Origin of the sequence: Streptococcus sp. WM07 (assembly GCF_004570525.1) — a bacterium.
In the GTDB taxonomy this organism is placed as follows: Bacteria; Bacillota; Bacilli; order Lactobacillales; family Streptococcaceae; genus Streptococcus.
The window spans coordinates 47,926-60,814 of record NZ_SPPZ01000001.1; the positions used below are offsets into that span (position 1 = coordinate 47,926).

Annotated in this window: 11 protein-coding genes; all 11 read right to left on the minus strand. The window is 38.6% G+C overall.

Annotation, left to right across the window (positions count from 1 at the left end):
- Positions 1–9: 9 nt before the first annotated feature.
- Positions 10–840, minus strand: a complete 831-nt coding sequence (locus tag E4T71_RS00245; RefSeq protein WP_135035101.1) for an alpha/beta hydrolase — start codon at positions 838–840, stop codon at positions 10–12.
- A gap of 221 nt (positions 841–1,061) precedes the next feature.
- Positions 1,062–2,399 carry a methylenetetrahydrofolate--tRNA-(uracil(54)-C(5))-methyltransferase (FADH(2)-oxidizing) TrmFO gene (gene trmFO / locus E4T71_RS00250; RefSeq protein WP_135035104.1) on the minus strand — a complete coding sequence of 446 codons (1,338 nt, stop codon included), beginning with the start codon at positions 2,397–2,399 and terminating at the stop codon, positions 1,062–1,064.
- Positions 2,399–4,492 (minus strand): type I DNA topoisomerase, encoded by a 2,094-nt coding sequence (topA, locus tag E4T71_RS00255; RefSeq protein ID WP_135035107.1) that lies wholly within the window; start codon positions 4,490–4,492, stop codon positions 2,399–2,401. Before topA ends, trmFO begins: the two co-directional genes overlap by 1 nt.
- Positions 4,493–4,574: 82 nt before the next feature.
- Positions 4,575–5,420, minus strand: coding sequence for a DNA-processing protein DprA (gene dprA, locus E4T71_RS00260; RefSeq protein ID WP_135035110.1), 846 nt, complete (start codon positions 5,418–5,420; stop codon positions 4,575–4,577).
- A 42-nt stretch (positions 5,421–5,462) separates the two neighbouring features.
- Positions 5,463–6,221 carry a ribonuclease HII gene (locus E4T71_RS00265; protein ID WP_135035113.1) on the minus strand — a complete coding sequence of 253 codons (759 nt, stop codon included), beginning with the start codon at positions 6,219–6,221 and terminating at the stop codon, positions 5,463–5,465.
- A complete protein-coding gene (ylqF, locus tag E4T71_RS00270) occupies positions 6,208–7,059 on the minus strand; it encodes a ribosome biogenesis GTPase YlqF (RefSeq protein WP_135035116.1) in 852 nt (283 codons plus the stop codon). Before ylqF ends, E4T71_RS00265 begins: the two co-directional genes overlap by 14 nt.
- A gap of 663 nt (positions 7,060–7,722) precedes the next feature.
- Entirely contained in the window at positions 7,723–8,340 is a 618-nt protein-coding gene (locus E4T71_RS00275) for a V-type ATP synthase subunit D (RefSeq protein ID WP_135035119.1), read from the minus strand.
- A gap of 19 nt (positions 8,341–8,359) precedes the next feature.
- Positions 8,360–9,742 (minus strand): V-type ATP synthase subunit B, encoded by a 1,383-nt coding sequence (locus tag E4T71_RS00280; protein WP_135035122.1) that lies wholly within the window; start codon positions 9,740–9,742, stop codon positions 8,360–8,362.
- Entirely contained in the window at positions 9,739–11,520 is a 1,782-nt protein-coding gene (locus E4T71_RS00285) for a V-type ATP synthase subunit A (protein ID WP_135035125.1), read from the minus strand. Before E4T71_RS00285 ends, E4T71_RS00280 begins: the two co-directional genes overlap by 4 nt.
- A gap of 47 nt (positions 11,521–11,567) precedes the next feature.
- Positions 11,568–11,888, minus strand: coding sequence for a V-type ATP synthase subunit F (locus E4T71_RS00290; RefSeq protein ID WP_135035128.1), 321 nt, complete (start codon positions 11,886–11,888; stop codon positions 11,568–11,570).
- Positions 11,878–12,882 carry a V-type ATPase subunit gene (locus tag E4T71_RS00295; RefSeq protein ID WP_135035131.1) on the minus strand — a complete coding sequence of 335 codons (1,005 nt, stop codon included), beginning with the start codon at positions 12,880–12,882 and terminating at the stop codon, positions 11,878–11,880. The genes E4T71_RS00290 and E4T71_RS00295 overlap by 11 nt, the downstream gene beginning before the upstream one ends.
- Positions 12,883–12,889 lie beyond the last annotated feature (7 nt).

Below are 12,889 nucleotides of genomic sequence, written 5' to 3' on the forward strand. Positions count from 1 at the left end.
CTCCTTTTACTAATCATACCAAAAACGACTTAGGAATCGGAAGCAATCTCCCAATTGTTCAGACCAAGCAATTTCGTTGTGCTCTGCATCTGTTTGAATCACCAATTCCAGATTGTCCACATTATGTCCCATTCGAATCAGATCCTTAAAGTAGCGAATAGAAGAGCTCACATAGGCTTGTTTGATGTTACCACCAATCAAACTCTTATCTGCCTCATCATCTTCTTGGGTTCCAACATAAATGTAAATTTGTTGAGGAGCCTCCATTGGCATCCGTTCAATATAACGGTTAAAGGCTTCTTGGTGGAGGAAATTGGCGGAAGAGAAGACTCCTAGACAACCAATCCGATCCTGATAAGCCAGTCCCATAAACTGGGTGATATTCCCGCCAAGAGAACTACCAATCATAGCTGTATATTCTCTTTGGGGTTTGGTACGGTAATGTTCATCGATAAAAGGTTTTACGACTTCCATAACAAATTCGGCGTATTCAATTCCCTTCCCACCGAAGCTAATTCCTGGAATAAGCCCCCCTTGAAACTTCCAAGCGGAGTATTCATTCATGCGGTTCTCCCCATCGTTATCAATGGCAACCACAATCATCCGATCAATATCTGGATTTCGCTTAATAGTTGGAATGACTTTCCATGAATAGCCACTAAAAGCTTCTTTACTGTAGAGAACATTTTGTCCATCATGGAAGTAAGACACTGGATAGGAACGCTCCACATCTTGCTCGTAGTTTTTAGGGAGGAGAACTCGAATTCGACGACCTTCACCCGAATAAGGTACTTCTAGTTCATGCGTATGCATATCTAAATAAAAGTAGGATTGATTCATTGTCTGAAAACTCTCTATATTCAAAAATTTAAATCAGTATACCACAAATGCCTTGGACTGTACATATATTTTTGAAGGTTTTCAAAATATTTTCTTTCCGTATGCCAAAAAACCGAGACTTAGTCTCGGCATTTTAATATTCGTCAATCCTCAAAAAATAGTCAGCAAGTGCATGGCAAATAGTCTTGATAAGGGTAACACTTGGGTTTTTTTATAGGAGATTATTTCTCAAGATAAGGGATCAAATCTTTTAGGGCACGTTCTGCGATTTTTTCATAGCGTTCTTTTTTATCACGAATACGTGGACCGTCCAATTCTTTGATAATTCCAAAGTTGACATTCATGGGTTGGAAATGTTTGCTATCGGTTGATGTAATATAGTGTGGCAAACTACCAATGGCTGTCGTTCTAGGGAAAACTACCTCAGCTTCGCCTTTAAAGAGGGCAGCTGCATTAATTCCAGCTACTAAGCCGGATGCTGCTGACTCTACATATCCTTCCACACCTGTCATCTGTCCAGCAAAAAAGAGATTTGGTTGTTTTTTGGAGCTGTAGGTAGAGGTCAGGAGGTTAGGAGAATCCATGTAAGAATTACGGTGCATAACCCCATAACGGACAAATTCAGCATTTTCTAATCCAGGGATCATTTGGAATACTCGTTTTTGCTCTCCCCATTTGAGATGGGTCTGAAAACCAACGATATTATATAGACTACCGGCAGCATTGTCCTGACGGAGTTGGACTACCGCATAAGGAGTTTTGAAGTCCCCGTCTCGTGGACCTTTGTAATCATCTGGGTATTCCAGTCCAACAGGCTTCATTGGCCCGTATAGCATGGTTTTGATACCTCTTTTAGCCATGACTTCAATGGGCATACAGCCTTCAAAATATTTTTCTTTTTCAAAAGAATTCAGAGGAGCTTCTTCCGCATGAACAAGGGCATCATGAAAGGCCATGAATTCTTCTTTAGTCATAGGGGCATTTAGATAGGCTGCTTCTCCTTTGTCGTAGCGAGATTTTAGATAAACCTTGCTGTGGTCAATAGTACTGACATCAACAATAGGAGCGGCTGCATCATAGAAGTAAAAACCAGTACCCCCATTGAGCGCGTGAATTTTTTCTGCTAACGCATCGCTAGTTAGAGGACCTGTTGCAATAATTGTAATTTCATCTTCAGGTAATTCTTGGATTTCTTCACGATTGACTTCAATAAGTGGATGATTTGATAATTCCTCTGTAACAGATTGTGAAAATCCTTCCCGGTCGACGGCCAAGGCTCCACCAGCTGGAACACGGGTAGCTTCAGCTGCTTTTAAGATAATTGAATCCAAACGGCGCATTTCTTCTTTGAGAAGTCCTACCGCATTGGTTAGGGAATCTCCTCTAAGAGAGTTGGAACAAACCAATTCTGCAAACTGATCCGTTTTATGTTGGGGAGTCTTTTTAGGACCTCGCATTTCATAAAGTCGAACTGGAATACCACGTTTGGCAATCTGATAGGCTGCTTCACTGCCGGCAAGACCAGCTCCAATAACATTGATATGAGTCGTTTTATACATTATTTAACCTTTGCTTCTTCATAGTCTCCGTTTACACAGATAACCTGCTTACCTCCACCACGGACTTTCTTTTCGACGAGCGTTCCTTGGCATTTTGGACAACTTCGTCCAACAGGTTTGTCCCAGCTGGTAAATTCACAGTCTGGATAGCGATCACAGCCATAGAAAAGTCGATTTTTCTTACTTTTACGTTCGATGACCTGCCCTTTTTGACATTCAGGACAGACCACACCGATTTCTTTGACGATAGCCTTGGTGTTCCGACAATCTGGAAAATTACTACAAGCATAGAACTTTCCATAGCGACCTAGTTTAATGACCATGGGGTTACCACAGACATCACAATCAAAACCAGCAGGTTCGTCTTTGATTTGAATTTTTTCCATTTCTTCCTCAGCCTTACCAATTTCCTTTTTGAAGGGTTGGTAGAATTGATCGATGACTTTTTGCCATTCTTCTTGACCAATTTCGACATCATCTAAGCGTTTTTCTAAATCGGCTGTAAAATGGACGTCTACAATATCTGGGAAGAATTCAACAATTAGTTTGTTGACAATTTCTCCCAGTTCAGTGGGTTCAAAGCGTTTGGCAACTAATTTTACATAGTAGCGTTTTTGAATCGTTTCGATTGTTGGTGCATATGTTGATGGACGCCCTACCCCATTTTCTTCTAGCGTTTTAATTAAGGTTGCTTCTGAGTAACGAGCAGGTGGTTGTGTGAAGTGCTGTTCAGGCTTACTTGAAACACGTTTTACGAGATCTCCAACTTCCATTTCTGGCAACATCTTATTGCGGTCGGTATCGTTGTAAATAGCTAGATAACCATCGAACTTAACCTGACTTCCGTTAGCCGTAAAGCGTACACCAGCCTGTTCCAAATTGACCTTCATCGTATCAAAAACAGCGGCTGCCATTTGACTAGCTACAAAGCGATTCCAAATAAGAGTGTAGAGCTTGAGTTGATCTTTATCTAAATACTTACTGATGGATTCAGGGGTCAAATGTACATTGGAAGGACGAATCGCTTCGTGTGCATCTTGAGCTGAACTGGAATTCTTTACCTTACTACCGTGCTTTGAATAGTTAGCACCAAAACGTTCCGTGATAAAGTTAGCAGCTTCATTGGTAGCAACTGGGCTGATTCGAGTAGAATCGGTACGCATATAGGTAATAAGACCTTGAACGCCACCTGATATTTTTATTCCTTCGTACAACTGCTGTGCCACTGACATGGTTTTTCGTGTACGGAAATTCAGTTTGTTAGCGGCATCTTGTTGAAGAGATGAGGTTGTGTAAGGAAGGGGAGCATTTCTTCGTCGTTCCTTTTTTTCAACCTTGGTTACATCAAATTCGTCAGATTTGAGTAGGTTTAAGATTTCCTGAACATCTTCGTTGGTTTTTAACTCCTTCTTCTTCCCATTGATACCATAAAATGAGGCTTGGAATTGTTTGTTTCCTTTTTTAAAGATTGAATCAAGAGTCCAATATTCTTCTGGAATAAAAGCATTGATTTCAGCCTCACGGTCAATAATCAATTTTAGGGCAACAGATTGAACGCGACCTGCTGATAATCCTTTTTTGACTTTTTTCCAAAGGATTGGGGAGATAGAATATCCTACAATACGATCTAAAACACGACGTGCCTGTTGGGCATCTACCAAATCCATATTGATTTGTCGAGGTTCTTTAAAGGCACTCTTAACCGCATCTTTGGTAATTTCATTGAAGACTACGCGATTGTTGTCCTCAAGATTCAACTTTAGGATATGGGCCAAGTGCCAAGAGATGGCTTCACCTTCGCGATCCGGGTCACTAGCGAGAAAGACGTTCTTAGCTTTCTTGGCTTCTTTTTTTAGGTCATTAATAAGCGGCCCTTTACCACGAATGTTAATGTACTCAGGTTCATAGTTATTTTCAAAATCGACGGACATGGATGACTTTTTAAGGTCTCGAATATGTCCGACACTCGCCATAACCTTGTAGTTTCGACCTAGGTATTTTTCAATGGTCTTAGCCTTGGCGGGTGATTCGACAATGACTAGATTTTTCTTTGGAGTGGTTTTTCTCTTTGTTTTTGTAACCAATCTCTTCACCTTTCACTTCAATTTAAACTGGGACAAGTTTACTCTATTTTCATATCTCTGTCAACAAATTAGGTTTTCCTATAGGAGAACTTTAAGTTATATTTAAGTCGTTAAGAATGTCTAAACCGCATGAAATATAGCTGGCTCCCTCTTTCAATAGCTGATGACAACCTTCGTGACTTTCGAGTAAGATGGAGCCTGGAATTGCGTAAATTTCCCGTCCCACTTCAAGAGCTCGATCGACTGTTATAAGGCTTCCAGAGCGAGCCTTGGCTTCGGCTACTAGAACGGCTGTTGCTAGTCCTGCAATAATGCGGTTACGATTCGGAAAATGATAGGGTTTAGCAGTTTCATTTGGTCCATATTCACTTATCAAGAGTTGATGATGGCCTATATATTCTTGGAGCCGTTTGTTTTCTGGTGGGTAAAATTGATTTAAGCCTGTTCCTAAAACTCCTATTGTTGGCGTACCTTCTCTGAGAGCCGCTTGATGGGCTGCCGTATCGATCCCCCTTGCTAGGCCACTGATAATGACTAGTTTTCCCTTGAGCTCTTGGATGATTTTACGAACAGATTGGAGTCCGTAAGGGCTGGCCATACGGCTACCTACTACAGCCAGTGCTGGTAATTGTAGAAGGTTTATATTTCCTTGATAGAAGAGAATGAGTGGGGGATCATAGATTTCTTTTAGATGTACTGGATAGCTTGAATCGTCTATTCCAATTGAGGGACAGGATTGAAATTCTTCAAGCAAGGCTTCTTGATCCCATTTTTTTGCTTTTTGCAAGCGGTCAAAGGGTTCTTTGCAACCTGAGATTACAAGTCGATTGCGGAGTATTTCTTCTTCTCCTTTTTCCACCTCATAATCAATAATTTTCTGAATTTGAATATTGGTTAAACCTAATTTCCGTAAATAAAATATGTCAAATCGCTTCATTTTTTTCACCTCATCTACTTATTCGTATAATGAGATGAAACCTTAAAAGTCTTTGACAGGAGCGAAGGTCATTCGATGGATCGGACAAGGGCCGAATTGTTGAAGACCGACTAAATGATTGGGGGTTCCATAGCCTACATTTTTAGCGAAATCATAACCAGGAAATTCTTTGTCATAGTTCTCCATTAGACGATCTCGTTCTACCTTGGCAATAATACTTGCCGCAGCAATGGATTGACTTCTCGCATCTCCCTTAATAAGGCTGGTCTGTGCGAGTGGTAAATCCAGCTCCATCGCATCAATTAAAAGGTGATTTGGGACTAGTCCAAGATTTTGAATGGCCTCCTTCATGGCTATCTTAGTTGCCTGATAAATATTGACCTGGTCAATAATTCCGGCGTCGACTCGTCCAATACCAATCGCCACTGCTTCTTCTTTAATAATGTCGTAAATTTGCAATAATTTCTTTTTGGACAATTTTTTAGAATCGTTAATCCCTTGAATACGACTAGTCTGGGGTAAAATGACTGCTGCTGCCAGGACTGGTCCAGCTAGGGGACCACGACCAACCTCGTCTACTCCTGCTATCCACTGATATCCCTGGGAGTATAAATCTTGCTCTAAACTCATTAATGATTCCAGGCGCTCTTGCTCCATCCGTTTTGCTTCCAACTGCTTTCGTTTTTGGAGGAGGAGTTTTTGAACTCCTTGCCGGGAATCTTTTTGTAAATCCAGGAAAAGAGGGTGGTCCAAACGGTCCACCCCGAGTAATAAGGATTGAATTTCTTTAATCGTCGCCATCTAAGTCACCCACCCGATCTAGAGTATAACGGCCTAGTTTTCCATCTCGAATTTCTTTGACAAAAAGTTGATAAAAGCGATCATAGTCATCTCTGAAACCTAACAGACTAGTTCCATCCATGATATATTCGGGAGTCTCTAAGTCCAGATCAAGTTTTGGAAATCGCTCCTGTAAACGTTCAGGATAATAGGTTTTAAAGTAATTAAGACCGAAAATAGTGACCTCATCCATGGGGAGCAATTGATCCTTGATAGCACCTGTTAAAGCTAATTTCAAGGCCACAGTATCATCTTCAAACTTAGGCCAAAGAATCCCAGGTGTGTCTAAAATTTCCAGGTCCTTGTTGGTTCGCAACCACTGTTGTCCCTTGGTAACTCCGGGTTTATTACCTGTTACCGCTATTTTTTTACCCGCCAAACGATTCATTAAAGTTGATTTTCCAGCATTAGGAATACCGATAATCATCGTTCGAAGAGTTTGTGTGCGGATACCTCGTTCCTCTTGGCGTTTTAATTTAGCAGCCATAAGGGATTTTGCTGCCTCAGTAACTTTTTTGACACTAGAAGCCTCTTTGGAATTCAGAGCCAAGACGGTTTTCCCTTGCTTCTCAAAATAAGATCGCCATTCTTGTGTGATCTGTGGATCTGCTAAGTCTGCCTTGTTAAGGATCAGTAATTGGGGCTTATCACCAACAATTTTTGTCAACATCGGATTTTGACTGGATAGCGGCAAACGTGCATCCACCAAAACCGTTACAAAATCCACAAACTTTAAACTTTCTTGTACCTGGCGTCTTGCCTTGGACATGTGTCCTGGGAACCATTGAATTGTTGCCATGTGAGTTCCTTTCCTTCATAGAATCTGAATGCTTATCGGTGATACTAGCCCAGACTCCTTTTTCATTTACATGAAATTTAGCATACACTATTCCCTGTCTTTCTTCAACCCTATAATAGCTAGGTTGCCATTCTTGTGGATCGATTTGTTTAATAACCTCTAAAAAATGATCTCTACTGGAATCTGTTGAAAGAATCATGTAGCTTGAACTTAGTGACCAGTATTTCAAGGGATCTAAAGGATCAATCTTCTCTAGAGAAATAGGACTATTTTTGTTAGCCTTATCTAAATTTTTTCCTTATTATCTAGATATCTAATTTTAGTTGAAGGTTTCTTTCTTCTACATTTATATTCATTAAATTTCAAATTCGGATTTTGTCAATTCTCTTTGATGAAGCTATGGATTACGTACGATGTACACTTCATTGAGCATATTCAACAGGTCTACCAGATCTGTTGAACTATCTACATCAGCTTTCCTTAATATCTTTTGAAATGTTTCTAGTAGTCTGATTTTGAGATTAGTTTTGTATTATTTATTCCAAAACCAATAACATTAAAAAGCATCCCTTCGTTAGTATTCATATAACGTTTGGGATGCATCAGAAGCTATCACTTACAAATATCATCTGTTACCTTTACGAATAGGTAATCTACTTAGGATTATTTAACTTTCATAATACGTACTAAATTCGATCGTTCAGCTTCTTCTAACTTTAGCTCAATATAATGAATTGTTTCTTCAAGGTTTGGAATTATAGAATATTCTAAGCCGTTAACTCTACGTCGTGTTTTTTCAATATCATCTGCTAGTAACTGACAACTTTTTTCAATCTCTGCTAAACGTAATAATTTATCAACATGATTACTTATATTTTGAAAAACAGCATCCATGTCAGCATTCGAGGCACGGTAACTGTATTCCCTTGTATCTAATGCAGTACTCTCCTGAATAGTTGGAAAAACCTTGGGTACTGTAACTCCCATAATTGTATCCTGTTCCGCATAAAACGTCATTTCCTCTGGAAAAGTCAAAAAAAGTTCATCTACTACAAGAGGATTCAACTGTGCTTTAGCAAGAAGGAAATCTTTCATTATATTCTCTAAAAAATTTTCTACGTCCTTTCTTAAACGATAGTTTTCTCGAACTAAACAGATAAAGCGTCTCATCAATTCATCACGTTTATCTTTAAGTAATTTATGCCCTCGTTTAGGTGTAGTTAATCTTTCTTTTAAATGATGTAATTCCATACGAGTTGGTTTAACATTCAAACGTGTCATAAGAGCCTCCTATCAGAATTTATTCTATTTTGGGCAGATAACGCTCAAGCATGTTATCTTTGATACGTTTCAGTTCTGTTTTTGGCAAAATAGATAGCAACTGCCATCCTAAATCTAACGTTTCCTCAATTGTTCTATTGGTATAGAAACCTTGATTTATATATTCCTCTTCAAATGCTTTAGTAAATTTCACATATAATTTGTCAGTATTTGATAATGCTGAATCACCCAATACTACTGCTAGTTCTTCTATTTTTTTACCTTGTGCATAGGCTGCAAAGAGTTGATTCATAGTAGCCGCATGGTCTTCACGGGTCTTACCTTCACCAGAGCCTTTATCTTTTAGACGGGATAGAGAAGGTAGGACACTGATAGGAGGTTGATAACCTTTATGGTATAATTCATGTCCTAAAATAATCTGTCCTTCTGTTATATAACCTGTCAAATCAGGAATAGGATGAGTGATATCATCTTCAGGCATTGTCAGAATCGGAATTTGTGTGACGGATCCTTTTTTACCAACTAGTCTTCCTGCACGTTCATAAAGTGTTGATAAATTTGTATAAAGATATCCCGGATAACCACGTCTGCCAGGTACCTCGCGTCTAGCGGCAGAAACTTCACGTAAAGCCTCACAATAATTTGTCATATCTGTCATGATGACCAAGACATGCATATCTTTTTCATAAGCTAAATATTCTGCAGTTGTTAATGCAATCCTTGGTGTCGCAATACGCTCAATTGCAGGGTCATTGGCTAAATTCATAAATAAAACAGAACGTTCAATAGCACCTGTCTTTCGTAAATCTTCCATGAAGAAATTTGCTTCCTCAAATGTAATCCCCATAGCTGCAAAGACAACAGCAAAATTTTCATCAGTATTCAATACCGTGGCCTGACGAGCGATTTGTGCAGCCAATTCATTGTGAGGTAAACCTGAACCAGAAAAAACCGGTAACTTTTGTCCACGTACTAAAGTATTCAAATGATCGATTGCCGATATGCCTGTTTGAATAAATTCATCTGGGTAGTCACGAGAAACTGGATTAATTGCTTGTCCATCAATATCAAGATATTTTTCAGGGATTAGTTCTGGACCACCATCTATCACTCTTCCCATCCCATTAAAAATACGTCCCACCATATCTTCTGATACTGCTATTTCAAGGGGGTGTCCTGTAAATCTAACTTTAGTTTTATCAAGATTTATACCACTAGAACCTTCAAATAATTGGACAACTGCTTTGTCCTCATGTACCTCAAGAACTTGTCCTCTACGTATTTCTCCGGTTTGTAACTGAATTGTAACTAGTTCATTATAGTGGACACCTTGAATATCTTCAACAATCATTAAGGGACCGACAACTTCACTTACTGTTCGATATTCTTTGATAACGTTCATTCAGATACCCCTCCTTTTTCAACAATTTTTTGGATTGTTGTTGTTATTAGATCCGCTAACGCTGTGATATCTACTAGTCGATCTTCTCCAATATATTTGCTTCTAGCCATTTTATCTCTAAGCTCTATTGTTCCTGTCATCAATTCATTAAAGTAAGTACCCAGTTCCAAAGCGCGAATTGCCTGATCTGAAAACGTTAGAATATTTGTCAACATAGCATTTTGTTTATCAAATGACGTAAATGTATCAACAGTATCAAAGGCATTTTGTTGTAGAAAATCTTCACGAATTTGTTTTGCAATTTCCATCGTTAGACGCTCTTTTTCAGATAAAGCATCTAATCCAACAAGACGTACAATTTCTTCTAAACTAGATTCTCGCTGCAAATAATTCATAGCACGCTTTACTTTACTAGACCACTGGATTTGTTTCCCATCATCAATATAGTTTCCAATACTATCCCTGTAGAGAGAGTAAGAAGTCAACCAATTAATAGCAGGAAAATGTCGGCGTTGTGCTAAAGGAGCATCCAATCCCCAAAAAACTTTAACAATTCGTAATGTATTTTGGGTAACAGGTTCTGAGATATCCCCACCAGGGGGAGAAACTGCACCAATAGCTGTAATACTTCCCTCGCGTTTTGGAAAACCTAAAGCTTGTACATATCCAGCTCGTTCATAATATTCAGCAATCCGGCTACCTAGATAAGCTGGATAACCTTCATCACCTGGCATCTCTTCTAGACGTCCTGACATTTCACGAAGCGCTTCAGCCCACCGAGATGTTGAATCTGCCATAATCGCTACAGAATATCCCATATCTCTGAAATATTCAGCAATTGTGATCCCTGTATAAATAGAGGCTTCTCGAGCGGCAACAGGCATATTAGAAGTATTTGCAATCAGTACTGTCCGTTGCATAATAGAGTGTCCCGTATTAGGATCAATTAATTCTGGAAATTCATTTAAAACATCTGTCATCTCATTTCCACGTTCTCCACAACCTACATAGATTACAATATCTACATTTGCAAATTTAGCGATCTGATGTTGTACAACTGTTTTTCCAGCTCCAAATGGACCAGGTACTGCTGCTGCTCCACCTTTAGTCACTGGAAAAAAGGTATCAATGACACGTTGTCCTGTAATCAATGGTTCTTTAGGTATGAGACGCTTACCAACAGGCCTAGCTTTACGGACAGCCCATTTTTGCATGAGGGTTCCTTCATATACTCCGCCAGTATCCAAATCAATCTCATAAATCACATCATCAACTGTAAAATTTCCAGCCTTAATGCTTCTCAATGTCCCTGAAATTCCATATGGAACCATGATTTTATGCATAATAACCGTAGTTTCCTCAACAGTTCCTAGTATGTCACCAGCAGATACACTCGCCCCCACAGATACACTCGGTTCAAAACACCATAATTTCTCACGATCAAGGCTTGCAACAGATACTCCTCTTACTAAAAAATCATCTTGTGTCTGTGCTCTAAATCGTTCCAATGGACGTTGAATTCCATCAAACATCTCGGAGATTAACCCTGGTCCTAGCTCTACAGATAGGGGGGTACCTGTTGTTATTACAGGCTCTCCTGGAGCAAGACCGGATGTTTCTTCATAGACTTGGATGGAAGCTTTATCGCGCCTCATTTCAATAATTTCACCAATCAGCCCTAAATGACCAACTTGACAAATATCTTGTATATTAGCTTCATGCATTCCCTCTGCTACAACTAGAGGACCAGAAACCGTTACGATCTTCCCTTGACTCAATGTTATCCTCCTTACTAAAAATATATAGCTAGCCTATATAATATCTGTTATAAAATATTTTGACCGACAGCTCTTTCAACATATGTTTCTACATAATTAAGAGCTAGACCTAGACTCCCCTCTTGCGTTGGTATTGGAATAATAGCAGGCAAAAACTGTTGATTATAATATTCCACAACATCTGCTATATCATGCATAAGATCTTCTGTAATATAGATAATTCCATAATTATTTTGTACTAATTGTCTAACCCTATCGCGTGCTTCTTTAGGATTCTTGACAGGAAAAATTTCAAAACCAATGAACCGAAAAAGGAGAATCGAATCACGTTGACCTACCACTGCAATTTTGTATTGTTTATCGTCCATACATAGGTCTCATCCTTTCTGCTACTCTATCTATATCGATATGATTATGATGGCTAGATATAATTAGACGTAAATTTTTTACTTCAAATTCTCGTCTGAGTAAATAGCGAGCTAATGGAATTGGACCATCTAGTTCTTCTATTTGATTTTCTAGATATTTAGCAATAAACATATCAGAAAGGTATTCTAGCTCGACTATAGAAATCGTCGATTGACGAATCTTATCTTCAAAAAAAAGTAGTTCTTCGTCGATATAGCTGTTGAGTTGTTGAAACCAATTAATTAATTCATCATTTTCAATCATTTTTATAATAGATCTAGCTGGTAGACTTCCCTCATCGGATAATATTTGATAAATTGCATTTGAGGTTTTCCCTTGGTTGAAAGCTCGTTTTACACTAATAATGTTATAAAAATCAATTAGTATTACAACTATTTCTTGAAATAGGCGGGGTAACTTTAATGACAATTTTTTAAGGTGTTTAAAATATGCTAGATCAACACCTACTTCTAGTATATAGCTATTCTGATAGGTTAAATACATTGACCAGATAGTACCTATTTCCTCAACTATATCAGACTCTAAAACATCTGAATGCAGTGTCTGTACTAGATGAGCCAGTTCATCCTGTCCTTCGGAACCAATTGGGATAAGTAAGGGCGAAAGATCTTGACCTAACATTTTTGCTTTTAACAATATTTTTAAATTATGATAGACATAAAATAATGCAAAGATAGATACTAGATCTCTATCAGGACTTTCTTCAAAAGCCCACCGATACTCTCTGATTAAAGCTGTCCTCAACTTATTCTCAGTGGTTTCTAAACATTCTAAATCACTCATTTGTAAATCATATACACTACCTGCTAATAAACTAGCAATAGTGTTCATAGATTCTGCTTGTAAGAGTTTATGAAAGGTTTCTTGGGTTAGAAAATCCTGTTCTTTTACCGAAATAGTAATATTAATTTCTGAAAAGTCCTTAGTATTCATTTATTTT

Bases quoted from the DNA above. Each gene is read 5' to 3' on its own strand.
- E4T71_RS00245 (WP_135035101.1), bottom strand. From the start codon at position 840: ATGAATCAATCCTACTTTTATTTAGATATGCATACGCATGAACTAGAA.
- trmFO (WP_135035104.1), bottom strand. From the start codon at position 2,399: ATGTATAAAACGACTCATATCAATGTTATTGGAGCTGGTCTTGCCGGC.
- dprA (WP_135035110.1), bottom strand. From the start codon at position 5,420: ATGAAGCGATTTGACATATTTTATTTACGGAAATTAGGTTTAACCAAT.
- E4T71_RS00265 (WP_135035113.1), bottom strand. From the start codon at position 6,221: ATGGCGACGATTAAAGAAATTCAATCCTTATTACTCGGGGTGGACCGT.
- ylqF (WP_135035116.1), bottom strand. From the start codon at position 7,059: ATGGCAACAATTCAATGGTTCCCAGGACACATGTCCAAGGCAAGACGC.
- E4T71_RS00275 (WP_135035119.1), bottom strand. From the start codon at position 8,340: ATGACACGTTTGAATGTTAAACCAACTCGTATGGAATTACATCATTTA.
- E4T71_RS00280 (WP_135035122.1), bottom strand. From the start codon at position 9,742: ATGAACGTTATCAAAGAATATCGAACAGTAAGTGAAGTTGTCGGTCCC.
- E4T71_RS00290 (WP_135035128.1), bottom strand. From the start codon at position 11,888: ATGGACGATAAACAATACAAAATTGCAGTGGTAGGTCAACGTGATTCG.
- E4T71_RS00295 (WP_135035131.1), bottom strand. From the start codon at position 12,882: ATGAATACTAAGGACTTTTCAGAAATTAATATTACTATTTCGGTAAAA.